This window comes from Sphaerimonospora mesophila, assembly GCF_001417795.1.
Lineage (GTDB): Bacteria > Actinomycetota > Actinomycetes > Streptosporangiales > Streptosporangiaceae > Sphaerimonospora > Sphaerimonospora mesophila.
In genome coordinates this window covers 68,537-93,192 of the sequence record NZ_BCBX01000031.1, presented here as the reverse complement: position 1 = coordinate 93,192, position 24,656 = coordinate 68,537, and the positions used below count along the sequence as shown (strand labels likewise).

General features: G+C 70.4%; 21 protein-coding genes. 4 read left to right on the top strand and 17 right to left on the bottom strand.

Annotated features, from left to right (window positions below; all coding sequences use genetic code 11):
- Positions 1-5: 5 nt before the first annotated feature.
- From AP234_RS04755 to AP234_RS04735, 5 genes are all read right to left on the bottom strand, one after another.
- The gene (locus AP234_RS04755; protein ID WP_055478324.1) at positions 6-503 is read right to left on the bottom strand and encodes a hypothetical protein; all 498 of its coding nucleotides are present in this window, start codon (positions 501-503) and stop codon (positions 6-8) included.
- Entirely contained in the window at positions 493-1,107 is a 615-nt protein-coding gene (locus tag AP234_RS04750; RefSeq protein WP_055478323.1) for a hemerythrin domain-containing protein, read from the bottom strand. The genes AP234_RS04755 and AP234_RS04750 overlap by 11 nt, the downstream gene beginning before the upstream one ends.
- A complete protein-coding gene (locus tag AP234_RS04745; protein ID WP_063842786.1) occupies positions 1,104-2,141 on the bottom strand; it encodes a Rieske 2Fe-2S domain-containing protein in 1,038 nt (345 codons plus the stop codon). Before AP234_RS04745 ends, AP234_RS04750 begins: the two co-directional genes overlap by 4 nt.
- Before the next feature lie 223 nt (positions 2,142-2,364).
- Positions 2,365-3,885, bottom strand: coding sequence for a hypothetical protein (locus AP234_RS04740; protein WP_055478322.1), 1,521 nt, complete (start codon positions 3,883-3,885; stop codon positions 2,365-2,367).
- A gap of 195 nt (positions 3,886-4,080) precedes the next feature.
- Positions 4,081-4,554 carry a DUF6194 family protein gene (locus AP234_RS04735; protein WP_055478321.1) on the bottom strand — a complete coding sequence of 158 codons (474 nt, stop codon included), beginning with the start codon at positions 4,552-4,554 and terminating at the stop codon, positions 4,081-4,083.
- Between the two features lie 87 nt (positions 4,555-4,641).
- Between AP234_RS04735 and AP234_RS04730 the strand changes: the two genes are divergently transcribed.
- Both AP234_RS04730 and AP234_RS04725 read left to right on the top strand, forming a co-directional pair.
- Positions 4,642-5,313, top strand: a complete 672-nt coding sequence (locus tag AP234_RS04730; protein ID WP_235557964.1) for a MerR family transcriptional regulator — start codon at positions 4,642-4,644, stop codon at positions 5,311-5,313.
- Positions 5,314-5,634: 321 nt separating this feature from the next.
- Complete coding sequence (locus AP234_RS04725) at positions 5,635-6,348, top strand: hypothetical protein (RefSeq protein WP_152990251.1); 714 nt, start codon at positions 5,635-5,637, stop codon at positions 6,346-6,348.
- A 44-nt stretch (positions 6,349-6,392) separates the two neighbouring features.
- Here the strand turns inward: AP234_RS04725 and AP234_RS04720 are convergent, their stop codons facing one another.
- The 6 genes from AP234_RS04720 to AP234_RS04695 all read right to left on the bottom strand — a co-directional run bounded on the left by AP234_RS04720 (position 6,393) and on the right by AP234_RS04695 (position 16,813).
- Positions 6,393-7,739 carry a sensor histidine kinase gene (locus tag AP234_RS04720; protein ID WP_055478318.1) on the bottom strand — a complete coding sequence of 449 codons (1,347 nt, stop codon included), beginning with the start codon at positions 7,737-7,739 and terminating at the stop codon, positions 6,393-6,395.
- Positions 7,740-8,069: 330 nt separating this feature from the next.
- Complete coding sequence (locus AP234_RS04715; RefSeq protein WP_055478317.1) at positions 8,070-10,445, bottom strand: M4 family metallopeptidase; 2,376 nt, start codon at positions 10,443-10,445, stop codon at positions 8,070-8,072.
- Between the two features lie 225 nt (positions 10,446-10,670).
- The gene (locus tag AP234_RS04710) at positions 10,671-11,687 is read right to left on the bottom strand and encodes a family 2B encapsulin nanocompartment shell protein (RefSeq protein ID WP_055478316.1); all 1,017 of its coding nucleotides are present in this window, start codon (positions 11,685-11,687) and stop codon (positions 10,671-10,673) included.
- A 3-nt stretch (positions 11,688-11,690) separates the two neighbouring features.
- On the bottom strand, positions 11,691-13,964 hold the full coding sequence (locus tag AP234_RS04705; protein ID WP_055478315.1) for a terpene synthase family protein: 2,274 nt from the start codon (positions 13,962-13,964) through the stop codon (positions 11,691-11,693).
- Between the two features lie 37 nt (positions 13,965-14,001).
- Positions 14,002-15,393 (bottom strand): family 2B encapsulin nanocompartment shell protein, encoded by a 1,392-nt coding sequence (locus AP234_RS04700; RefSeq protein ID WP_055478314.1) that lies wholly within the window; start codon positions 15,391-15,393, stop codon positions 14,002-14,004.
- A gap of 115 nt (positions 15,394-15,508) precedes the next feature.
- Positions 15,509-16,813 carry a polyprenyl synthetase family protein gene (locus tag AP234_RS04695; protein ID WP_083501793.1) on the bottom strand — a complete coding sequence of 435 codons (1,305 nt, stop codon included), beginning with the start codon at positions 16,811-16,813 and terminating at the stop codon, positions 15,509-15,511.
- Positions 16,814-17,055: 242 nt separating this feature from the next.
- On the opposite strand from AP234_RS04695, the gene AP234_RS04690 reads away from it, so the two are divergent.
- Positions 17,056-17,406 (top strand): metalloregulator ArsR/SmtB family transcription factor, encoded by a 351-nt coding sequence (locus tag AP234_RS04690; protein WP_055478312.1) that lies wholly within the window; start codon positions 17,056-17,058, stop codon positions 17,404-17,406.
- A gap of 61 nt (positions 17,407-17,467) precedes the next feature.
- Here AP234_RS04690 and AP234_RS04685 read toward each other — a convergent pair whose 3' ends face one another.
- The 6 genes from AP234_RS04685 to AP234_RS04660 are packed head-to-tail and all read right to left on the bottom strand — an operon-like array spanning position 17,468 to position 22,738.
- Complete coding sequence (locus AP234_RS04685) at positions 17,468-18,079, bottom strand: flavin reductase family protein (protein ID WP_083501792.1); 612 nt, start codon at positions 18,077-18,079, stop codon at positions 17,468-17,470.
- Positions 18,076-18,618: an NADPH-dependent FMN reductase gene (locus tag AP234_RS04680; RefSeq protein ID WP_055478311.1), complete on the bottom strand. Its 543-nt coding sequence runs from the start codon at positions 18,616-18,618 to the stop codon at positions 18,076-18,078. The genes AP234_RS04685 and AP234_RS04680 overlap by 4 nt, the downstream gene beginning before the upstream one ends.
- Positions 18,618-19,991, bottom strand: coding sequence for an LLM class flavin-dependent oxidoreductase (locus AP234_RS04675; RefSeq protein ID WP_055478310.1), 1,374 nt, complete (start codon positions 19,989-19,991; stop codon positions 18,618-18,620). The genes AP234_RS04680 and AP234_RS04675 overlap by 1 nt, the downstream gene beginning before the upstream one ends.
- Entirely contained in the window at positions 19,991-20,884 is an 894-nt protein-coding gene (locus tag AP234_RS04670; protein WP_083501791.1) for an ABC transporter permease, read from the bottom strand. The genes AP234_RS04675 and AP234_RS04670 overlap by 1 nt, the downstream gene beginning before the upstream one ends.
- Positions 20,877-21,677, bottom strand: coding sequence for an ABC transporter ATP-binding protein (locus tag AP234_RS04665; RefSeq protein ID WP_055478801.1), 801 nt, complete (start codon positions 21,675-21,677; stop codon positions 20,877-20,879). The genes AP234_RS04670 and AP234_RS04665 overlap by 8 nt, the downstream gene beginning before the upstream one ends.
- A gap of 38 nt (positions 21,678-21,715) precedes the next feature.
- Positions 21,716-22,738 (bottom strand): ABC transporter substrate-binding protein, encoded by a 1,023-nt coding sequence (locus AP234_RS04660; protein ID WP_055478309.1) that lies wholly within the window; start codon positions 22,736-22,738, stop codon positions 21,716-21,718.
- Positions 22,739-23,140: 402 nt separating this feature from the next.
- Between AP234_RS04660 and argG the strand changes: the two genes are divergently transcribed.
- Complete coding sequence (gene argG, locus AP234_RS04655) at positions 23,141-24,589, top strand: argininosuccinate synthase (RefSeq protein WP_055478308.1); 1,449 nt, start codon at positions 23,141-23,143, stop codon at positions 24,587-24,589.
- The last annotated feature ends 67 nt before the right edge of the window (positions 24,590-24,656 follow it).

Sequence of the window (24,656 nt, the reverse complement as noted above, 5' to 3'; positions counted from 1 at the left end):
CGCCGTCAGTCATGCCAGCACCGTGTCCGCGGATACGCGACGTTCATTCCCGTGACGACCGAGAAGTGCAGGGCCAGGAACAGCAGGCCCATCGCCAGGGTCAGGTTGCCGAGGGGATAGTGCCAGCGGCCGACCATCTGCGGCAGGCCGGGCAGCCCCACGGCGCGGCTGGCGAAGTACATGGTGATCGACGCCAGCGACACCGCGCTGCCCAGGGCCCACCCCGACCGGGTCAGCGACGGAACGGTCCCCACCGACATCGCGAACGCGGCCAGCAGCGATCCGATGATCATCAGCAGGAACCAGACGACGACGTAGGCCGGGACGTCGAAGTGCCGGATCAGCAGGAACATCTGGGCCACCGCGGTGGCCCCGAGCAGCGCCATTCCCCCGGCGGTCGTCGTCTTCGGCGCGTTGAACGCGAAGTATCGGTAGAACGAGACGAGCTTGCCCAGCCCCGTCCAGTGGAGCGGCCCCCTCCGGCGGATCGGTTCAGTGGTCACCGCGCACGCTCCTACGGCCGCCGCGCCGCACGCCGCGCGCGAACAGGCGTCCGGGTCCGCGCAGCAGCATGCGCTCCAGCCGGTGGCGGGCCCGCAGCATCCTCGACGACCGCAGCCGCGCCAGACGTTTCTGCAGCCTCCCCCCGAGCTCGACGAGCCGTTCCTCGTCCATCTGCCGCTCGACCTCGGGGAACATCTCCAGTTCCTCGTCCAGATGGGCGTGGGCCTCCAGCACGTCGTGCATCACCCGCAGCTCCTCCTCGAACCGGGCGCCGCCGGGGTCGGCGCGCAGCAGCGCGGCGAGCTGGTCGGTCATCTGGCGGTGCTCCGACCACGCGGCGTCCAGCTCGGTGTGGATGTCGCCGATCTCCGGATAGAAGATGTCCTCCTCGATCCGCTCGTGCATCTGCACCTCGCCGTACAGCTCTGCGGTCAGCGCCCGACGCTGCTCGACGTCGTCGCGCGAGGTATGCGAGAGCCGTTCCATGATCCCGCGCAGGACGCCATGATGCTCGTAGAGCACCCGCGTCGCCGTCTTCGGCGGGGTGGTCACCCGCTGATCACGCTTCTTGCGCTCGGTGAGTACCTGTGTGCCCTTTTTCATCGCTGCATCTCCCGTTGCCGCGGCACTCTCTCCTTGTGGCCGGGCTCCTGCCGGTCGGGGGAGATCTCCCGCTGCTCGGCCGTCCGCCACCCGTGCACCACGGCGCTTCCGGGCGGTGCCGTCGTCACCGGCGGCACGCGGCGCACCTCGATGCGCCCGTCGCGGACGCGGGTCTGGAAGCACGGCGCCGCTGCGACGGCGGGGCCGTTCCTGCTCTCCCCCGTCTCCAGATCGAACGCCGATCCGTGCCAGGGGCACACGATCGTGCCGTCCCGCAGCCAGCCCTGGGACAGCGGACCGCCCAGGTGCGGGCAGGTGTCGCCGAGGGCGTGGATCCGGCCGTTCGACCGGACCAGCACGATGCCGACGTCACCGGCCTGCACACGCCGCGGCGTGCCCTCCCGCAGCTCGTCCACGCCGAGCACCGGGGTGAACTCGCGCGGCTGCAGGAGCCTGTCCGCCTCCTGCTCCGACTGGTCGACGCCGATGCGGTGCCGGAAGGTGAGGCCGCCGCCGAGATAGCCGCTGAGCGCCATCACCGGATAGCCGAGCAGGGTGGCCAGGCGCCCCCGCCCGTGCCGTCCCCGGCTGCGTTCCCACCAGGACCAGCCGAACATGCCGAGTGCGACGGCGTTGAGCGCGCCGTGGACGAGCCCGAGCCGCCGTGCGTAGTCATGGGTGTACTGCCAGTCGGTGAGACCGGTCACCGCCGCGCCCAGTGCGCCCACGACCCCGAGCCCCACCGCCCTGCGGGCGGCACGCTGATAGCCCGCACGTTCCCGCCGGCCCTTCCCGGCCCCCATGGCGTCCAGGACCAGCGCCGTCGTCCATGACCCGATCGGCACGTCGGTGAGCGCGGGATGCAGCGGATGCCCGAACCACACGCCGTGCAGTAATCCGCGGACCGGCCCCTGAGAGATGCCGAGCACGTTCTGGACGAGCGCGTAGCCGTGCTCGAGCGTGTGGCCCGGTCTGTCGAGCCATTCCTGGCCCTCGATCTTCCGCATCAGCCGTTCGAGCGCGTGCTGAGCCATTCCTGACTCCCATCTCGTGCATCGGGTCGCCCTCCCGCGGATGCACCGGGAAGATCCGAGGAGGTGTCACCGGCCGGACCGGCCGCCGGTGAAGTGCGCCATGACCGTGCGCCGCCGTGCCGTACGCCCCTGCGCGGCGCTTATTGCTGGTGCCCGAACAGATCGCCCATAAACCCCAAATGGGACGAAAGGGGACAGCGGGGCCGTGACCGATGCGGGCCGGTCAGGCCCGTTTCATCGTGCGAACGGCCAGGGCGACGACCACGGCGCACAGGGCGATCGCGAGCAGTACGGCGACGCCGTACGTGTCCGGCCATCCGCCGCTCCAGCCCAGGAACGGCAGGTAGACGGCGGCGAACGTCAACGGCACCGCGACGAGGGCGCGCACACCCCGCAGCGGGCGGCTCGACACCGTGACGATCAGCACGGCCGCACCGCCGAGCAGCACCAGCGAGGCGCCGATGCCCATGGAGACCGCGTCCCCGATGTCTTTCCTGCTCATCACGATGAGCAGCGCGCCGAGCCACAGCGTCACGCCGGAGAACGCGAACCAGGCCGGTGAGCGGCGAGCCGCCCCGGCGAGCCAGAGGACGACGAGCAGCACGATGAGCGCCGCCAGAGCGGCCACCCCGGTCTCCCCGCTGATCGCCTCGCCGAAGCCGGCGAGCGGCACCGCCGCCTGCTCGGACAGGCCCCGCCCGTCCCCGGCGAAGCCGAGCCGGTGCCACCCCCCGGCGGCGTCGCGCAGCACCACCCCGTCCGTTCCGTTGGCGACCGCCACAAGGTGGCCGCCCGGCACGGGCAGGATCGTCACGGCCACCGAAGCGGCAGGATCGGACGGCCGGCCCTGCGGGTCCGGGTTCTCATAGTGCCGGTCCAGCAGCCGCTGCCGTCCCGGGGAGATCTCCCACGCGGTCGACCAGGAGGCTCCGCCGTCGGCCGACTCCTCGACCTTCAGCCGCCCCGGGACGACGCGATAGCAGCGCCGCGGCTCGTCGGGCACGCAGGCGGCGGTCCGCGGCCGCCCCGACGGCGCGCCCTGCCACGTGCGCCACGACCGACCCTGGTCGCTCGTCGCGAGGGCGGCGCCCCCTTCCCCGCTGACGCCGGAGAACACCACGATCGCCGAGTCGTGCACCTCCACGTGTCCGGCCGACGACGCGGGGAGCATGGGGGAGGTGGCGGTCACCGCGAACACCGCGGCGGGCAGGACGACCATGGTCCGGGCCCGCCGGGCCGCCCGCTCCGCCGCGGGGCCGCCGGCGACACGACGCCGGACCAGCCAGGCCACGGCCAGGAACGGCAGCGCGACCAGGTCGGTCGGGTCGGCGATCACCTGGGCGGGTGGCGTGAACAGGCCCCACACGGCGGTGGCCGTCTCGGCTCCGGCCGCCGTCGTCTTCACCAGTGTGAAGAGCGCCCCGGTCAGCAGGATCGCCGCCACCGCGGTCCACTCCCCCGAAGGCTTCTCGCGTGGGTCGGAAGGCCGGCGTACGGCACGGGCCGCCGCTTCCGCAATGCGGATCGCCGACGCGAACGGCAACGCCAGCAGCGCAGGCGCGACCAGCATCCCGGCGAAATCGCTGAGCTTTCCGGTGACCGCTCCCGGCCACAGCCGCTTGAACAGGTGATCGTTGACGATGAGCAGGCCGATGGCCGCCATCGTCACCGGGTGGCCGAGCCAGGCGGCCGCCCGCGCCGTCGCCTCGCCGTGCCGAACCGTCCGAGGGCTCGGAGTGGTCACGCTCGCCTCGCCTGATCTCGTCGCTCCCCCGCCGGTTCGACGATCACGCCGGTCGGGCTCTCGGTCCCGCACTTGTAGATCGTCGAACCCCGCGACAGGCGTTACGAGTTCAGGCCACGCTCCACCAGGGGACGCAGCACGCCGACGGCCGCCCGGCCGGGCGAAGGGCGCGCCGTCGATGTCGGCCGCGCTCGGTCACGCCTTCGATTCGGCGCGTCGCTCGTAGCGTGAGCGTGCGAGACGATGGGCCGTACGCAGCAGTTCACGGGTCGCCGATTCCGTACGTGGGCCCGGGTTCACCACCGCCAGCCAGCCGAGGCCTCCGTAGACGGGGTGCGCGATCACGGTGTCGGAGGCGCCGGGGTCGACCTCGGCGGGGGCCGGTTCGCGTGGCGCGTGACCGGTCCACCGGAGGAACGCCTCCCGCCCGGCGGAGATGTTCACGCGGAAGGCGTCCGTACGGTCCAGACGCGATGCCTCGTCACCGGGATAGTCCTTGGTCACGATCGTCGCGAACGGCTGCGTCGCCGTGGGCATGACCCCGTCGGGCGCGTAGTAGAAGAACGTGTCGCCCCAGCTGATCTCCGGCGAGCCGTCGCCGGGTGCCGGTCTGAAGGTCAGGACGCCGTCGAGGCCGTCCACGAAGCCGATGATCTCCTCTATGGTCATGTGCTCCAGCGTCACATTGAAGTGCTTGTGGAGACTTCGCCGCGGAAACCGAGGGGCTTCAGGATGTCAGGTCTCAAATCGAGGGGTTTGCGCACCGTCGACGTCGCGCGGCGGGCGGGGTGCTCCGTTCAACAGGTGCGCGATCTGGAGCGCGACGGTGTGCTTCCACCGGCGGCACGCACGGCCAGGGGCTACCGGATCTACGGGGAGATACATCTGCAGTCGGCGCTGGCCTACCGAGCACTCGCGGCGGGCGCGGGTCCGGTCGAGGCCAAGAAGATCGTGCGGGCCGCGCACCTGTTCCCCGCCTCGCAGGTGGTGCTCGCCCTCCTGGACGCGGCGCACGCCCGGCTCGACGCGGAGCGCACGGAACTGAGGCAGGCCGGGGAGGCCGCCCAGGCGATCTCCGGCGAGCCGATCGGAGCCGTACGCGCGTCGGACTCGATGAGCGTCTCCGAACTCGCGACCGCCCTCGGCGTCCGCCCCTCGACGTTGCGGCACTGGGACGCCGAAGGCCTCGTGGTCCCCGACCGCGACCGGGGAACGCGCCGATACACGCCGGCCCAGGTCCGGGATGCCCGCATCGCGCCCCTTCGCGCCCTCCTCCCGGAGCTGCGGCGCGCCCGCCGGTCTGACGACGTCGCCGCCGCGCTGGCCGCCAGAGACGCCGACATCGCGGCACGCTCCAGAGCACTGCTCGACGGAGCCGCCGCGCTCAGCGTCATCCTCTCCCTGCGAGACCAAGTCTCCAGAATCTAACCTATGTTCTCAGTTCACATCATGCTCTAATGCTCGGCGTCTACACGACTCGCTCCTTTCCGGCGGCGTCACCGTCACCCTGCGCTGATCTACATGACAGAAGGCGGGCGGAATGGGGCTCACCCACCTCGATTCGGCTCATATGAAACGCCGGACCGCTGTGACGTTTCCGCTACCGCACGCCTGATTAATGTATCCATCTCATCACAAGGCGTAGCCGTACGATGACGTAGGCCGTACCCGCTCGATCACGGGCGAGACCCGTGCAGCCGAAATCGAGAGGACCCCGTCCAGCAGCACGACCACGAAATCGGAGCCGAGATGACCCGTCCCAGTAATGAAGTGTTCCCACTCCGCCGTCTCGCCATCGACAGGCTCGTCGACGACGCCGCCGGCGCGCGACTTCCCGATGACGACGAGATCGACGAGCACCTGGCGGAGCTGCTCGACCAGGTGAGCCTGGCCATTCCCGGCATCACCTTCGAGAAGGACGCCAACGGAGAGGCCGGACGGGTGCATTTCTCCAGCCAGGGCCCCAAGATCACCTACGATCCGACGGCGACGCTGGGCAGCGGGCACGCCGACCCCCGCACCTTCCGTAGCGCCGCTCTGCTGCACGAGGTCATGCATGTGATCTGCGATCAGCACTACGAGAAGCCGCCGATCGACGGCCTGTACGGCCGTAACTTCCACATCGACCGAGCCGCTGCGGACGACGACGCGATCGGCGAGTCGATCCGGCAGCAGCAGGACATCGCCGACGCCAACTACGGAAGGGCGGTGGCCAAGCTGGAGGCGGACCGGAGCAAGGTCCTCTCGGAGAACATCCGGAAATATCTGGGAGAGCGATTCGGCTACGGCAAGGCGCAACCCGACGTCCATTACGACAGCGTTCTGTTCGAGCTGCTCGTCTACCTCACCATGCACGGCGCCCAGGAGACACCCACGTTCCGCTATCTGCGGTCCCTGTCGGTCGAGGCGACCGCTCGTCGAAACGCCAGGCCCGCACGCATGATCACGCACGTCCACGCGTAGTCCCCCGCCGCCCGGCCGGCCGATGGGCCACGGGCGGAGAACGTTCAAGACACCGGCCGGGGGATGCGCAGGATGAATCTCGCCCCTCCGGCCGGGCCGTCCTCGATCGTGAGGGTGCCACCGTGGACCTCGGCGATCTGCCTGGCGATCGGCAGGCCCAGACCGGTGCCGCCGACGTCCTTGGCACGGGCCGCGTCCAGGCGGGCGAAGCGCTGGAAGACGACCTCCCGCATGTCGGGCGGAACGCCCTCTCCGTCGTCGGCGACCTCGAGCACGGCGGCGCCCGGCCGGGGCTCGACCGTGACCGCCACGGTGGATCTGGCGTGGCGTTCCGCGTTGTCCAGGAGATTGATCAGCAACCGGGTCAGCCCGATCCGGTCGCCGTCGATCGTCGTACCGGGGGTGAGCCGCCGAAGCAGCTCGACATCGCGCGGCCGCCGGTCCAGCTCCTCCCGCACCAGCTCGGCCAGGTCGACGGGTTCGCGCCGCCCGCAGGCTCCCGCGTCCAGCCGGGAGATCTGCAGTAGATCGGAGACCAGGTCCTGCAGCCGCTCCACGCTGGCCAGCACCGCCCTTCCCATGCGCGGCCAGTCCGTGTCCGCTGGATGCGCGAGCGCCTCCTCGATCTCCACGTGCATGGCCGTCAACGGGCTGCGCAGGTCGTGCGAGGCGTCCGAGGCGAACCTGAGCTGCTGGTCGACCGCCGTCTGCGCCCGTTCCAGCGTCTCGTTGATCGTCTGGGAGAGGTCTTTGAGCTCGTCCTCGTACTTCGGCACCGGCACCCGCCTGTCCAGATCGCTCTCGGTGATCTCGGCGAGCTCTCCTCTGATGGTCTTCACCGGTCGGAGCGTCCTGCTCACGGTGTAGTAGGTGCCGAACGCGGTCGCCGTGACGGCCAGGAGCGAACCCGCGACGAGCCCGCCGAGCAGGGCCGTGCTGCCGTACGGCGGGGGCCGGGGAGCGGCCATGTACAGCCGCCAGGTCCCCTCGGGGAGGCGGACCGGACGGTCGAACAGCAGCGCGCACCGGCCGGGGAAGGCGGGCAGATCGCAGACCTCGTGCATGGTGTAATCGGCCGGCTCGGGGTCGAGACTCACCATCGGCGGCATGCCCGCCGCGTTGCGGGTCGCCGCCACCAGCTCCCGTGCGGGGCTGAAGAGCTGGACCGCCGAGTCGGGCGCCTCCGGCAGAGCGGGCGGAGGAGCCTGGCGGGAGACCCCGTCCACGATGCGGCCCACCTGGGCGGCCATGTCCTCCTGCTGGGAGCGTATCGCCTCCGCGCGGACACCCCCGATGACGAGGAGCGTGATGACGGTGCAGACCAGGGTCATGATCGTGCACGCCAGCACGGTCAGGCGAGTGCGGATGGAGCAGCGGTGCCATGTACGCAACGTGGTCCTCCCGAGCACACCGGTCCGACGCAGCAGAGGCGCCCGGCGGCAGAGTCGGCGAGCTTCCGTACACCAATGTGCAACAAGGGAGTAATGCAAAAATCACGTGATGTGACGTAAAGGTGGTTAAGTTCTTCCGTGCGTATGGTCGTCAGTCTTCCAGCCGTACGGCCGTACGGCCGGTCGTCCGGGCGTACGGAAGGGCGTACGGAAGGGCCGCCTCGCCGCCTCGCCGCCCCGTCCGACGACGAGGGGCGGGCGGCCCCCCGGATGGCCGCCCGCCCCTGTCAGATCACAGAGCCTCTGTCAGAGCCGCTGATAGAGGCGCTGTCAGAGTCGCTGCCAGAGGGCGGGAACGATCGGCGGCTCCCAACCGGGCAGCGATGTGTGCGACTGGAGGCACCGGTAGCGCACGCCGTCATAGGTGACGATGTCGCCCGCGTTGTACGCGGTCCAGGTCGACCAGGTGGTCTCCCCGCCGCCACCGCCGACGGTCAGCGAGAACGCCGCCGAATGGGCGGCCGAGGCGCCGGCCGCGTTGAGGTTGATCGTGTAGGTCCCCGTCGGGGTGGTCGAGGACGTGGCGATCGTCACCGTGGACGTCTGCCCCGAGTTGATCGTGGCCGGGCTGAACGTCACGGTCACCCCGGCGGGCGCGTTCGAGGCGGACAGCGTCACGGACTGTGCGCTACCGCTGGTCACCTGGGTGCTGAGCGTCGCGCCGGCCGTCTGGCCGGCCTCCACGGAAACCGACGACGGGTTCACCGAGACGGAGAAGTCGTTGTCCGGCTGCTCGCCGCTGACCGTGAGAGAGTACGTCGCCTCGCGGTCCACGTTGGCGCCGTCGGCGACGACCTTGACCTGGTAGGTGCCGCTCGGGGTGCCCGACGATGTGGACAGCGTCAGCGTGGACGACTGGCCCGCGGTGATCGTGGCCGGGTTGAACGACGCGGTCACACCGCTGGGCAGCGAGCTCGCGCTCAGGTTGATCGACTGGGCGCTGCCACCGGTGACCACGGTGTTGACGGTCGTGGTGGCCGACTGACCGGCCTGGACGTTACCCGAGGTCGGGCTCACCGACAGCGAGTAGTCGTTGCCGGGCTGGACCGTACAGGTCGGCTCACCGGATTGGGCGTTGACGCTGACCGCGTCCCAGGCCGCCTTGACCGCGTTGAACTCAGTGCAGCTGCCCGGGAAGAGCGACACTGCCGCGCGCAGGGTGGCCACGCGGGCCTTGGCGTGGGTCCAGGGGGCGGTCTTGGTGTTGAGACCGGCCATGAAGATCTGGCCGGCCTTCTGGATGCCGATGCCCGTCACGGTCGAGCCGTTGCAGGTCGGGCTGGCGGGCGAGGCGTTGCTGCCCTCGGCCAGCAGGTAGAACCAGTGGTTCTGCGGGCCGGCCGCCGCGTGCACCTCGGTCCTGGGGATCGCCGAGCTGTAGCAGTTGGGGTGGCCCAGTGCGCCGGGGTTGTACATGTTGCGGATCGGGCCGCTGCCGGCGAGGTTGATCGCCTCGCCGACCAGGTAGTCCGGCGGGTCGACGGGGTTGTTGGCGTAGTGCTCGGTCAGCGCGCCGAAGATGTCGCCGGTGGACTCGTTCAGGCCGCCTTCCTCGTTGCCGCTGCCGTTTCCGGAGCCGGAGTACTGGAAGATGGCGTGGCCGAGTTCGTGGCCGACGACGTCCATCGAGGTCAGCTGCTTGGTGCGGGCCTGGTTGTAGCCGAAGGCGGTGTAGGAGCCGTACCAGTAGGCGTTGACCGCGTTGAGGCCGACTCGCATGGGGAAGGAACGGCCCGTGCCGCTGTGGCCGTTGCGGCCCAGCCAGTCGCGCAGCATGTTCCATTCCTTCTGCGCGGCGTACATCGCGTCGACGCAGGCGGTCTCCAGGTCGGTGCCCGAGCCGTTGCCCCAGGTGTCGGTGCTCTTGGTGTAGGCGGCGCCGTTCTGCCCGCCGCACTGCAGGCCGGGCCGGTTGGGGTCGACCAGGGTGTAGGAGCTGCCGGAGCGGCCGGTGTCGATGGTCACCTGGCCGTTGAGGTGGCCGTTACCGGTGCCGGCGCGGACCTCGTCCCAGGAGTCGATCACCTTGCCGGTGCGGGCGTCGACGTAGACGTGCAGCACGCTGGGGGCGTTCTGCTTGCCGGTGCCCTTGACCACGGTCTCCCACGCCAGGCGGGGCGTCTTGGTCGTGGCGTGCACCAGCAGTTCGGGGGTGCTCGTTTCCTCGGCGGTGGCCAGCTCGGCGCGGGCCGTGCGCGCCGCCGCCTCGGCGGTGACCTTGGCCTTGATACCGACGTTCACCGTGGCCTGCTGGCCGGTGACGACGGTGTCGACGACCTGGCCGGTCTTGTCGGTGGACACGATCACGTCGCCGCCGTAGACCGGCAGGCCCTGGTAGGTGCGCTGGTAGGTCAGGTACTGCAGGCCACGCGTGCCGGAGATGCTCCGTACCAGCTGGAACTCGTCATCGGCCGACGCACGCAACGCCGGCGCGTCCGCGGCGAGGATCTTGTCGGCGTTCACCATGGCGTTCTTGCGCTGCTGCGCGTCCGGCGGCGCGAACGCCGGCGGTGTGGGTTCCTGGGCTGCCCGGGCGGCGGCCGCGTCCGGCGCCGCCGAGGCGGCGGGCACCGCCGTCAGCGAGGCGGTGGCCAGGGCGACCGCCGCCAGCACCGTGACGGCACCCGACCTCTTCGTGGGATTCACTCTCGGTGACTCCTCTGCATGGGGGGTGAAAAAGCCCGAAAAAACGGGCCGCTCCCCAAGCTGGCACCAAGAGCGCCTGCGGAATACCCTCCAAATTTCTATAACTCAGAAATATGGAACATTATCTAAAAAAGCCCCACAGGTGGCGATATCCGGCGATTTATATCGAGGTTCGGTATGGGATGACCGCTATGGCAGAGCCACAATGGTCATGACCGTTCAAACCTACGTGACGTCGACGCCGTCGAGGACGCCCAGCGCGTCGGGCACGAGAACGGCCGCCGAATAGTAGAGGGTGACGAGATAGGAGGCGATCGCCCTGTCGTCGACTCCGGTGAGCCGGACGGTCACTCCCGGCTGATACTCGTCCGGCAGCCCGGTGCGGTGCAGGCCGATGACCCCCTGGTCGTCCTCTCCCAGTCGCATGACGAGAATCGAGCTGAGGCCACGACCGGTGATCGGAATCTTGTCGCATGGCAGGATCGGCACGCCGCGCCAGGCGATGACCGTGGCCGTCCCCGCCCGCGCCGAGTCCGGATAGACGCCTCGCCTGTTGCATTCCCTGGCGAACGCGGCGACCGCCCGCGGATGGGCCAGGAAGCAGTGGGACTTCCTGCGCCGGCAGAGCAGTTCGTCGAGGTCGTCCGGGGTGGGCGGCCCCGCGCCGGTCCGGGTGCGGATGCGCTGACGGGAGTCGGCGTTGTGCAGCAGGCCGAACTCGCGGTTGTTGACCAGCTCGTGCTCCTGCCGCTCGCGCAGCGCCTCGATCGTCAGCCGCAGCTGCTGCTCGGTCTGGTTCATCGGCTCGTTGTACAGATCCGCCACCCGCGTGTGCACCCGCAGCACCGTCTGCGCCACACTCAGCTCGTACTCCCGCGGCGCGGGATCGTAGTCCACGAACGTCTTCGGCAGCGTCACCTCCCCCGTGTGCCCGGCCGCCAGCTCGATCGCCGCCTCGCCGTACCGGTTGACCCGATCGACCCGGTCTGCCTGATCGGTCTGCTCCGTCTGATCGGTCTGCTCGGTCCGGGGCGTCCGGCCGTCGCCGGGCCGCCGGTACGTCCGTCGCCGGTTCAGCCGGTAGGCGCCTCCGGCCGCCTCCACCCACGGGAGCACCCGGAGCAGGTGCCGGGAGGTGATCTCCTGGTTCTGCGGCGCCGACTTGGCCGTCGTGGCCAGCCTCCGCGCCGCGGTGGTGCCGAGGCTCGTCCGCTGGGCGTCTCCGGCTCCGAGTGCCGTCATCGCTCACACCACCGCCCTTCTCATCGCACCCGCGATCGAATGGACCGGGTGGGCCCGCCCCCATGAGCCGCCCGGCAGGCCGGGTCCGCCCAGGCCCCCGAGCGTCCACCCCGATCCCGGCGGATACGTCAGCTCCGACTCGTCGTAGCGCCGGGTCCGGTCGTGCCACAGATGGACGGCGGCCATCCAGGTCCGCATGCCCGTCACGTAGCCCTCCAGCGCCTCCCGGTCCGCCCTGCCGAGATCGTGGTCGTCGAACAGCACCGGCAGCTCGACGGCGGCCAGGTGCTCGAACTGCCGCAGCCGCGACTCCATCAGGTCGACGACGATCTCCGCGGCGCGGTGCACGTCGCAGTCGAAGAAGCTCCGCACGACGAGGACGCAGTTGTGCAGCTCCCCCTCGAACTGGATCTCCTTCTGGTACGACACGATGTCGTTCACCAGGAACGCCACGTCGGCCGCTGCGTTCTCCAGGCCGAGGAACGTGCGGCTCCGATAGACCTCCTCGGGCAGCCGCAGGCCGTGGGAGAGCCGCGTGAGCGCCCGGGTGAGGTCGCTCCCGAAGGTCCTGCGCCGCATCTCCATGTAGTCGACCGGATCGGGGATGCGGTTCTGCATGTGGTTGGCCAGCTCCCACAGCCAGCTTTCCGTCATGCTCTCCACCGCCGCCCGGAACGACCGCCTGTCGTCGATCGGCATGGTCGGCGCCGTACGGGCCCACAGGTCGCCGAGGGCGCGCTCCACCGGGTTGACCGGATCCGGCGGCGCTTCGGTCCCCGGCTCCAGCGGCATGAACGCCCCCAGCCGCTCGTGGCACACCCTCGCCCCGGCCAGGTCGCCGGGCCTGCCGCCGACCGGGCCGAAGACGGCGGGAAAGTAGTCGTCTCCGTACGTGCCCCAGGTGAGCCACTGCGCCGACAGCGTCAGCTCCACCGCGGAGACCTCCGGGTCGATCGCGGCAGAGCAGAGCGCGAAGTCGAACCCCGCGTTCTTGTCCGCCGTCCACAGACCGGGCCCGGGCACCTGTGGCACCGGGTCGTAGAACCCCATCAGCTCCGCCCATTCCAGGCTCTCCCGGCGCGCCCGGTCCAGGTGCGGGCTGAGCCGCATCTCGGACGGGAAGATCCGGGGATGCGGAAGCGGTTCCACCGGCTCGTACGGCACGTGGGTGAAGCTCCTGACCCCGCCAGGCCCGAGCAGACCGGCGGCGAGCCGCACCTGGGCGGAGGAGGTGCCGAGCCCGGTCGGGCCGCCGAGCACCCAGCCGGAGCCGGCCTCGGCGGAGTCGTTCATGTAGCGGCTGGAGCGCATGTGCCACTCGTGGCCGCCCGACTGCCAGTCCTGCAGTCCTTTGACGTACGCGAGCACGGCCAGGCGCTCTCCCGGGTCGAGGCCGTGCTCCTCGAAGAGCGGCGGCAGCTCGGTGACGACCGTGTTCTCGAACTGGTGCAGTCGCGAGGTGAGCAGGTCGTTGACCGCGTCGGCCGCCTCCTGGGTCGGCAGGCCGAGGAATCTCTCCAGCACCAGCACGCCGTTGCTGAGCTCGCCCTCCTCCTCGACCTCGCGCTGGTAGGAGAACAGATCGTTGCGCAGGTGGACCGCGTCGGAGAAGGCGTCCCTGAGCACCAGCAGCGGCCGTGCCCCGGCGACGCGTGCCGGGACCTCGGCCCCGACCGCGTGCTCCACGAGGTTCGCCGACCAGGGTGCGCCGCCGACCCGCCGCCGCATCTCGATGTACTCCATGGGATTGGCGACGCGCCCCGCGTCGATGTTCGCCAGTTCCCACAGGGACTCGTTCAGCAGGTTGGCGGTGCTCTCGGCGAACCTGACCCGCCAGTCCGCCGACATGCCCGGCACGGTGCGGGCCCACAGGTCGGCGAGGCCCCGCTCGACCGGATTGGCCGGTTCCGGCGGCACGGCCGTACCGTCGTCCCGCACGGGCATGAAGGACGGGAGCCGGCCCAGGTACTCCTTGGCGCCCGCCATGTCTCGGCTGCGTTTGAAAATCTCCAGGAAGTGGTCGTCGAAGAAGAACACCCAGACGTACCAGTCGGTGATGAGGTCAAGCTCGGGCGCGGTGGCGTCGGGGTGGGTGTAGGCGCACATCAGGCCGTAGTCCATGGCGTCGAGAAGCCGCTCGTCCCAGACGCCCAGGCCGGGGTCGAGCATGCCCATGTCCCGCGCCCAGGCCTTCGTGTGGGTGCGCGCGCCCTCCAGGTGGGGGTTGATCCTGGCCGGATGCGGCACGTAGAAGTCGGGTAGTTCGAAGGGTCGCATATTCCGTCTCTCGGCTCGTCCTCGCGTCCCGGTCTCCCTAGCCGATCTCGACGCTCTCCAGCAGGCCGAGGGCGTCCGGCACCAGCACGGCGGCCGAGTAGTAGATCGTCACCAGGTACGAGATGATCGCCTTGTCGTCGATCCCCATGAACCGGACGGACACCCCCGGCTGGTACTCGTCCGGCAGCCCGGTGCGGTGCAGGCCGATGACGCCCTGGTTCGCCTCGCCGGTCCGCATCGCCATGATCGAGCTCAGCCCGCGGTCGCTCACCGGGATCTTGTTGCAGGGCAGGATCGGAACGCCGCGCCAGGCCGGCACCCGGTTGCCGTGGTAGTCGATGGTCTGCGGGTACAGGCCCCGGCTGTTGCACTCACGGGCGAAGGCGGCGATCGCCTTCGGGTGCGCCAGGATGTGGCTCGGCTCCTTCCACACCTTGGCGAGCAGCGCGTCCATGTCGTCGGGCGTGGGCGGTCCCGAGCGGGTGTGGATGCGCTGGCCGGGGTCGGCGTTGTGCAGCAGGCCGAACTCGCGGTTGTTGACCAGCTCGTGCTCCTGCCGCTCGCGCAGCGCCTCGATCGTCAGCCGCAGCTGCTGCTCGGTCTGGTTCATCGGCTCGTTGTACAGGTCCGCCACCCGCGTGTGCACCCGCAGCACCGTCTGCGCCACGCTCAGCTCGTACTCCCGGGGGGCCGGCTCGTAGTCCACGAACGTCCCCGGAAGCGTCACCTCCCCCTCATGCCCGGCCGCCAGCTCGATCGCCGCCTCGCCGTGGGCGTTGACCGCCCGGTCCCCGCCCCGCTGCCGGTCCTCCAGGTACGCCCGCAGCTCGTCCGACTGCGCGAGGACGTCCTGGAAGTCCCCGTGGGAGAGGACCAGCACCGTGCAGGCGGTGGCGGCCCGCACCGTGAAGTCCCAGTCGGGTGTCTCCTCGGTCAGCATCCGGCCGCCGATGTGATCGCCGCCGGCCAGGACCTCGGTCACGACGTCCTGGCCGTACGGACCGGGCTCGATCTTGTCGACCTTGCCGTGCGCGATCAGGATCAGCCGGTCCGCCGGCATGCCCGCCGTGGCCAGCACGTCGCCCGGCTCGAACTCCCGCTGGGTGAACCTCGCGGCGAGGGCCTCCAGCGTGTCCATGTCGTCGAACTCCCGCAGCGCGGGCAACTCGCACAGCTCGGCGGGGATGACGCCGATGTCGGCTCCGGTGGAGACGAACGTGATCCGCCCGTCCCCGAGCGCGTAGCTGAGCCGCCGGTTGACCCGGTAGGTGCCGCCCAGCACCTGGATCCAGGGGAGCACGCGCAGCAGGTGCCGCGAGGTGATCTCCTGCATCTGCGGCACCGACTTGGTCGTCGTCGCCAGGTTCCGCGCGGCGGCGGTGCCGAGGCTCAGCTGCGGCTGCCCGTTCGAGGTTGTCGTCTCCGTCATGACCTGAACCACCTGTCCTCTGCGTTGACGTGCCGTACGAATACACGAGGGGGTACACGGGGGGAATGCGTGGGAATCCGGGTGGACACCCGGGGATCCGGTATGTGGGGAACGGTCACCGGACGCGGTTGACGAGGCTGCCGGCCAGGCCGGCCAGCCCCTCCTTGACGTACGGATCGACCGGTGCGTCGGCGAGCACGCGCAGCGCCTCACCGACCCGCTCGTCGATCATCGTCTCGACGCGGGCCAGTGCTCCGGTGCCGACCACGATCTGCCGTAGCTCGGCGGCGCGTTCCCCGGTCAGCTCCGGGTTGCCGTGCCAGGTCGCCAGATGGCGCGCCTCACCCTCGGAGGCGTGCCTGCGTGCGTAGGCGATGAGGATCGTGTGCTTGCCCTCTCTGAGGTCGTCGAGCACCGGTTTGCCGGTCTCGGCCGGGTCGCCGAACATGCCGAGCACGTCGTCGCGGAGCTGGAAGGCCTCACCCAGCGGCAGGCCGAACCTGGAGTAGAGGTCGAGCAGCGACGGCTGCGCCCCGGCCAGTGCGCCGCCGATCTGCAGGGGACGTTCCACGGTGTATTTCGCCGTCTTGTACCGGACCACGGTGAGCGCCTCCTCCACCGTGGCCGGCCCGCGGGTCTGGGCGAGGATGTCCAGGTACTGACCGGCGATCACCTCGGTGCGCAGCCGGTCGAACAGGGCGCGGGCGGCCCGCAGCCTGAAGGTCTCGGCCCCGCTGCCGGACAGCAGTTCGTCGGACCAGGCGAGCGTGAGCGTGCCCAGCAGAATGGCCGCCGCCAGTCCGAACGAGCGGGCCGCCGGCTCGCCGACCGGTTCGCGGGGCCGTGCGTCGGGATGCGTGTGCGGGCTCGGGTGCCGGTGCAGGCCGGTGAGGCTGCGGTGCATGGTGGGCCGGCCCCGGCGCAGCTCGCTGCCGTCCATGATGTCGTCGTGTATGAGCAGGCCCGAGTGGCACAGCTCGAGTGCGGCCCCCACGGAGATGATCTGATCGTCGTCGCCGTCGCCACCCGCGCCCCGCCAGCCCCAGTAACACAGCAGGGGGCGGACCCGCTTGCCGCCGCCGAGAATGAAGTCCCGCAGGAAGCCGTAGGCCGCCGACACGTCGGGGTCGGCGATCGGAGCCGCGTGCTCGTCGAGGAACCGGGCGAGCCGTCGGTCGATCAGGACCCTTATCCGCTCCGCCACCTCGGCCGGCGTCTCCTCCCCCGGCTCACCCGCCGTCGTCGCCGCGTCCGCCGCTCCCCCGGCCGGCGCCGTGGTCGATGCCCCGGTTAACGTCCCCGTCGATGCCTTGGTCGTTGCCCCGGTTGATGCCCCGGTTGATGCCGTGGTTCGTGCCGCCTCCCCTGCCCCTTCCTCGGCCACCTGCCCGATCGACGCCTGACCGGTTTCCACCGTCATCGTCAGTCCTTCCTCAAGGAAGCCCGATGCCAACGGAAAGCTATCATCCAGTCACGGGCTGTAAAAGAGCCGATCGGAAGGAACTCGGGAACGGTCCACATCGCGAGATCGCCCGATCGTGGATCGGCGGACGAAAGCGCACGTCAGCGGGGCCGGGCGAGGCAACGGAGGCGCGGATCGCCGCCCTGAGCGGCGCCATCGCCTATTATTTTTAGACAAGCTTCTAATCAGGGGGTTCGGTCATGACCGCCGCCACCGGCCGATGCTGCGCGCCGATCACGCGTGAGCCACTGTCACCGGACGACGCGGCCGAGCTGGCCGTGCTGCTCAAGGCCGCCGCCGATCCGGTACGGCTGCGCCTGCTGTCGATGATCGGCTCACACCCCGGCGGCGAGGCATGCGTGTGCGACCTGACCGACGCCTTCGACCTGACCGCGCCCACCATCTCCCATCACCTGAAGGTGCTGCGCACCGCCGGGCTGATCGAGAGCGAGCGGCGCGGCACATGGGTCTACTACCGGATCGTGCCCACCGCCATCACCCGCCTGGGCGCGCTGTTCACGCCGCTCACCCCTGCCACCGCCGCGAGCTGAGGCGGCGGCAGGGCGCCGAGCCCTCCGGAGCAGGTGTCCGCTCGGCGCCCGTCACCCACGGTCAGAGACCGGGTGTGAACTCCCCGAAGCGGCCGCGGTGGTAGAGCAGCGGGCGGGCCGCCGGGCGCACGTCCACGTCGGTGACCAGGCCGACGACGAGAACGTGATCGCCTATGCCGGCCGTGCCGTACGGCACGCAGAGCAGGTGCGCCGCCACGTCCGCGAGCAGCGGCGTGCCGAGCGGTCCGGGCCGCCAGCGGGTCGGCTCGGCGAAGCGGTCGACCCCCTTGCGCGCGAACCTCGCCGCGAGCTCGACCTGGTCACCGGTCAGGACGTGGACCGCGAACTGGTCGGCCCGCCGCAGCCCGGCCCAGGTGCCGGAGGCCCGGCCGGCGAAGAAGCAGACCAGCGGCGGTTCAAGGCTGACCGAGGAGAACGAGGTGGCGGTCAGCCCGAAGGGCACGCCGGCCACCTGGGCGGTGACGATCACCACGCCCGCCGCGTGTTCGGCGAGGGCGCCGCGGAAGCCCGCCGGGTCGACGGCGCGGTCGAGGACGCCCCGGTCCAGGACCGCGCCGTCCGGAATCCACCGATCCCGGTGGTACCGATCCGTGACGACACGATCCGGTACGCCCCGGGATGAAAGGGCGCGATCAGGAAGGATCTCGGTCATGCCGGCACCGCCCGTCCCAGCGCGGCGGTCACCTGGGGGGCGACCAGGGCGGCCCAGCGGGTGAGCACGCCCGTCGGCGGCTCGTCCGGCAGCCCGCTCGGCAGCTCGCTCTCCGGCAGCGCCAGCCCGGGGGTGGGTACGGCGGCGCCGAGTTCGACGAGCACGGGCCGCAGATGCACCTCGACCGCGAGGGCGTGCCGCGGATCCCCCATCACCATCAGCGGCAGCGCCACGGTGCCGGCCAGCGCGTTCGGGGGGAGCCGGTCCAGGAACGCCTTGAGCAGCCCGGGATAGCTCGCCTTGTACGTCGGGCAGGCGACGACCAGCACCGACGCGCCCGCCGCCAATTCCAGGGCCGCCTCCACGACGGCGGAGGGGACGGGCGAGAGCAGGTGCGGACCGAACGCCGCCAGGTCGATGATCTCTCCGGAGGTGTCGAGACCGGTGAGGCCGGCGACCTGCCGTGCCGTCTCGATCGCGGCCGCCCGCGTTCTGGAGCCCGCCCGGGGATTGCCGACCAGCGTCACGAATCCGCCCATCACGCCGCCCCCGCCAGGGGGAGCGACCCGCCGTCCCGCTCCCCCTGCGACGGTGAGCCGGAAGCGGCGTAGCGGGAGGCCGGGCGGGCCAGGCCGTAGTTGTCGCGCAGCGTGCGGCCCTCGTAGTCGATGCGGAACAGTCCCCTGATCTGCAGTTCCGGTACGACATGGTCCACGAAGTCCGCCAGGCCACTGGGCAGCAGCGGCGGCATGACGTTGAAGCCGTCGGCCGCGCCGCCCTCGAACCACTCCTGCAACTGGTCGGCGATCTGCTCGGGCGTGCCGGCCACCACGCGGTGGCCGCGGCCGCCGGCCAGCCGCGTGAGCAGCCGCCGTACGGTCAGGTGCTCCCGGCGGGCGAGCTCGATGACGAGCCTGCGGCGGCTCTGCGCCCCCTCGGTCTCCACCGGGATGTCGGGCAGCGGGTCGTCGAGTTGGTCCTCGGTGAGCCGGATCCCGGTCAGCTGGGAGAGCTGGGCGAGGCCGTAGGCGGGGACGATCAGGTCCTCCAACTCCTTTTCCAGCCGCAGCGCCTCGCGTTCGGTGGATCCGATGATCGGTGAGATGCCGGGCAGGACGAGCAGCTCCTCGGGAGACCTGCCGTACCGCGCGAGACGCCCCTTGATGTCGGCGTAGAACCGCCGGGCCTCCTCCAGGGTCTGCTGCGCGGTGAACACCGCCTCGGCGTGGCGAACGGCGAACTCCGTGCCGTCCTCGGAGGAGCCGGCCTGCACGAGCAGCGGGTGGCCCTGCGGGGGGCGTGAGGTGTTCAGCGGGCCGTGCACCGCGAAGTGGGCGCCCGCGTGCTCGATCGGGTGGATCTTGGCGGTGTCGGCGTAGACGCCGGCCCGGCGGTCGCCGATCACGGCGTCGTCCTCCCAGCTGTCCCAGAGCTTGGTGACCACCTCCAGGAACTCGCCGGCCCGCCGGTAGCGGTCGCGGTGCGCCGGGCGCTCGACGCCGAAGTTGTGCGCCTCGGCCTCGCCGGCGGAGGTGACGATGTTCCAGCCGGCCCGGCCGCCGCTGATGTGGTCCAGCGAGGCGAACTTCCTGGCCACGTGGAACGGCTCGTTGTACGTCGTGGAGACCGTGGCGATCAGGCCGATGCGCTCGGTGACCGCCGCCAGCGCGGCGAGCAGGGTGAGCGGTTCGAGCCCGCCGAGGGCGTTGTGCCGCACCTCCCCCTTCAGGGCGAGCCCGTCGGCCAGGAAGACCGAGTCGAGCCGGCCGCGCTCGGCGATCCGGGCGAGCTCCTGGTAGTGCCGGACGTCGGTCAGCCGGGACGGTTCCGTGAGCGGATGACGCCAGGCCGCCTCGTGGTGGCCGACGCCCATCAGGAAGGCGTTCAGGTGCAGTTTGCGTACGGACGGCATCAGGAGACCCTCCAGGTGGAGAAGCGGCGCTGGAGCGCCAGCAGCAGCAGGTTGAACAGCAGGCCGAGCAGCGAGATCGTGATGATCCCGGCGTACATGTCGGGGATGCGGAAGCCGGCCTGCGCGTCGTTGATCAGGTAGCCGAGACCGGCCCTGGCGCCGACCATCTCGGCGAACAGCAGGACCAGGATCGAGTGCGCCCCGGCCAGCCGCACACCCGTGAAGATCGTGGGCACGGCCGCGGGGAGGACGACCTTGCGGAACAGCCGGATCGGGCCCAGCCCGAGCGACCTGGCCGACTTGATCAGCAGCGGCTCGACGGTGCGCACCCCGCTGATCGTGTTGAGCAGGATCGGCCAGGAGCAGGCGTAGAACACGAAGACGACCTTCGAGGTCTCCCCCAGCCCGAAGATGAGGATGAAGACCGGCAGCAGGGCCACGGCCGAGGTGTTGCGGAACAGCTCGAGGACCGGGGTGAGGAAGTCGTTCAGCGGCCGGTACCACCCGATGAGCAGGCCGAGCGGTACGGCCAGCACGATGGCCAGGCCGAATCCGGCCAGCGACCGGAGCAGCGACGCCTGGAAGTGCTCGGTCAGCCGGCCGCTGACCAGCAGGTCCCACCAGGCGGCCAGATCGGTCGAGATCGGCGGCACGAACACCCGGTCGACGACGCCGAGCCGGGGCAGCGCCTCCCAGAGCCCCAGCAGCAGGACGATCGCCGCCGAGTTGCGCAGCGCCTTTCCCGCCGCCTTCTGAAGAGATCTGCCCGCCGACTTCCGGAAGGACGTTCCCGTCGTGGTCCCGGCCGTTCTTTCCGATGTGATCACGGCGAGGGTGCCGGTGCCCGTACGGCCCGCCGTACGCTGTCCGGCGCCGATCCGGAGATCAGCCATCGTGGGTCACCACCCTGAGCCTGCCCGAGCCGGTCGGGCCAGCGGTCTCGGGACGCAGCAGCGTCCACAGGTGATGGCGGTACTCGCCGAACGTCGGATCGGCCCGCAGGTCGCCCTCACGCGAGTCGAACGGGGTCTCGACGGTCGTCAGGATGCGGCCGGGCCGCGAGCTCATCACCGCGACCCGTTGGCCCAGGTAGAGCGCCTCGTCGATGCCGTGCGTGATGAAGACGACCGTTTTTCCGGTCTTCTCCCAGATGGTCAGCAGCTCTTCCTGGAGCGACTCCCGGGTCTGGGCGTCGAGCGCGGCGAACGGCTCGTCCATCAGCAGCACGTCGGGGTCGAAGGCGAGGCTGCGCGCGATCGCGACACGCTGGCGCATGCCGCCCGACAGCTCGTGCGGGTGGCGATGCTCGAATCCGCTCAGCCCGACCAGGTCGAGGTAGTGCCGGGCCAGCTCGGCGCGCTCCCGGCGTGGTACGGCCTTCGCCTCCAGGCCGAACTCGATGTTGCTCAGCGCCGTACGCCACGGGAACAGCGCGTACTGCTGGAAGACGATCCCCCGGTCGAGGCCGGGCCCGGTGACCGGCGTGCCGTCGATGACGATCTCCCCGGAGCTCGGCGAGGTGAGACCGGCGATCATCTCCAGGAGGGTGGACTTGCCGCAGCCGCTCGGGCCGACCAGGGTGAGGAACTCGCCCTCCCGCACGTCGAGGGTCACCCCGTCCATGGCGACGAACGGCGGCCCGCCGTCCGGCGAGTCGAACACCCGGCTCACCTCCCGGATGCCGATCTTCGTGCGCGTGGCGGCCCGGCTGTCGAGGGTGATGGTCACGATCCGCTCCCGTCGGCGTAGGGGTTGAACTCGTTGGTGTAGAGGTCGGCGGGCTTCACCTGGCCGGGCCGGAGGTCGCCCTCGCGCAGCAGCCAGTCGATCCAGGTCTGGAACTCGCCCGCCGCGATGACCCCGCCGCGGCCGGCGACGCCGGAGCTCTTCCAGTAGGTGACGGCCTCGCCGTCCTCGCCCCGGCCGCGCCCCGCGATGATCCGTTCGTAGCGCGCGACGACCTCCTCCCGGGTGTGGGTCTGGGTCCAGGCGACGGCCTTGGCGAAGCCGGTGACGAACTTCCTGACCGTGCCGGGGTTGCGGGCGATGAAGTCGTCGCGCATGACGACGGACCCGGCGGTGAACGGGCCGAACAGGTCGATGTCGGCGAACAGCGGCCGCAGGCCCCCGCGTTCCAGCGCCTTGTCCTTGAGGATGCCGCCCAGCGTGCCGACGTCGAGCCGCCCCTGGCGGAGCGCCTGCTCGGTGTTGACCGGCGGCACGACGACGAGCTGGACCTGGTCGATCTCCTCCGTGGTCAGCCCGCCCCGCTTGAGATACTCCTTGATCACCGCCTCGTGGTGTGCCCCGAGGGTGTTGACGCCGATCTTCTTGCCGATGAGGTCGCGGGCGGTCCTGATCGGGCTGTCGGCTGTGACGTAGTAGCCGGAGAAGCTCCTGGCGTCGGAACCGTAGTAGCCGACCAGCGCCTTGATCGGCGCTCCGGCCGCCCTGAGCTTCACGATCGCGCCGTTGAACGCGCCGCCGACGTCGGTCTGGCCGGTGGCGACCGACTGGATGTCCTGCGGGCCCGAGGTGGTGTTGCCGATCCACCTGAGCCTGACTCCGTCGAGATAACCGAGGTCTTCGGCCAGCTCGGCGAAGGTGACCGCGCCGACGCTGCCCTGGTAACGCAGCTCGGTCGTCTCGGCTCCGCCCGGCCCGGCCTCGGCCGTGCCGCACGCGGCCGAGGCGGCCAGTGCGGTCAGCGCCAGCAGGGGCGGCAGAGCATGTCTGATTTTGATCACGGAAATGAGTCCTCACTGGGAAAGGCGGACATGCCGTGTCCCGTGGCGTACGGCATGGCTCTGCGGAGCCCGGACGGCTCGCGCGGGCATGGCCGTACGGCACGAGGGACGGTGACAGGCGTGACCGGCCCGGCCGTAACGCCGCGGGGCACGGAGAGGCGGTCACGGGTGCGTGATCAACAGCAACACTGCGCGCTGACGACGTGGCCGAAGTCCACGTGCCAGCGCCGGGTCAGGTAGAGGCACTGGCTCATGGTCATCAAGTTACGGCCAGGGGAGGGCAAAGTCAATATTACCTACTTGGAAAGTAGGGTTTACCTTGACCGCATTCTCGCCGAGCCGACTCCGACACCACGCCCCGCCATTGCATGATTATGTACTCGCCTGTATATACTTTTACTCGTGTCCAAGGTGCTCACCTCCCTACCTGTCGGTGAACGTGTCGGCATCGCCTTCTCAGGCGGCCTCGACACCTCGGTCGCGGTCGCGTGGATGCGCGAGAAGGGTGCAGTCCCCTGCACCTACACCGCCGACGTCGGCCAATACGACGAACCCGACATCGCCTCCGTGCCCGGACGGGCCACCGCCTACGGCGCGGAGATCGCCCGTCTGGTCGACTGCCGGGCCGCCCTCGTGGAGGAGGGTCTCGCGGCCCTTGCCTGCGGGGCGTTCCATATCCGCTCCGGCGGCCGCGTCTACTTCAACACCACCCCCCTCGGGCGGGCCGTCACCGGCACCCTGCTGGTGCGCGCGATGCTCGAAGACGACGTGCAGGTCTGGGGGGACGGCTCCACCTTCAAGGGCAACGACATCGAGCGGTTCTACCGTTACGGTCTGCTCGCCAACCCTGCCCTGCGGATCTACAAGCCGTGGCTGGACGCGGAGTTCGTCGGCGAGCTCGGCGGTCGCGCGGAGATGTCCGAGTGGCTGCTCACCCGCGGTCTGCCATATCGGGACAGCGCGGAGAAGGCCTACTCCACCGACGCGAACATCTGGGGCGCGACCCACGAGGCCAAGGCGCTCGAACACCTGGACGCGGGCGTCGAGACCGTCGAGCCGATCATGGGTGTGCGGTTCTGGGACCCCTCCGTCGAGGTGGCAGCCGAGGACGTGACGATCGGCTTCGAGCGGGGACGCCCGGTGACGATCAACGGCAAGGAGTTCGCCTCCGCCGTCGACCTGGTGCTGGAGGCCAACGCCATCGGCGGCCGGCACGGCATGGGCATGTCCGACCAGATCGAGAACCGGGTCATCGAGGCCAAGAGCCGGGGCGTCTACGAGGCGCCGGGAATGGCACTGCTGTTCACGGCGTACGAGCGGCTGGTCAACGCGATCCACAACGAGGACACCCTCGCCATCTACCACAGCGAGGGACGCCGCCTGGGCCGGCTGCTGTACGAAGGCCGCTGGCTGGACCCGCAGGCGCTGATGCTGCGCGAGTCCCTGCAGCGCTGGGTCGGAATGGCGGTCACCGGCAAGGTGACCCTGCGGCTGCGGCGCGGCGAGGACTACTCGATCCTGGACACCTCCGGACCGGCGTTCAGCTACCACCCCGACAAGCTCTCGATGGAGCGGACCGAGGACTCCGCCTTCGGTCCGGTCGACCGCATCGGCCAGCTGACCATGCGCAACCTCGACATCGCCGACTCTCGCGCCAAGCTGGAGCAGTACGCGAGGCTCGGGATGGTCGGCAGCCAGCACCAGAGCCTGATCAGCGTCGCGGAGGCGGCCTCGACCAAGTTGATCGGCGCGATGCCCGAGGGCGGGGCCGAGACGATCGCCTCCCGCGGCGAGGTCCCGGGCGACGACGAGCTGCTCGACCACGCCGCGATGGAGTCCGGCACCGACTAAAGCGCGTTCGTTTGAAGCGCATTCCGGGTGAAGCGTTCCGTTCGTTCAGGGCAGGGACGCGGAGGCG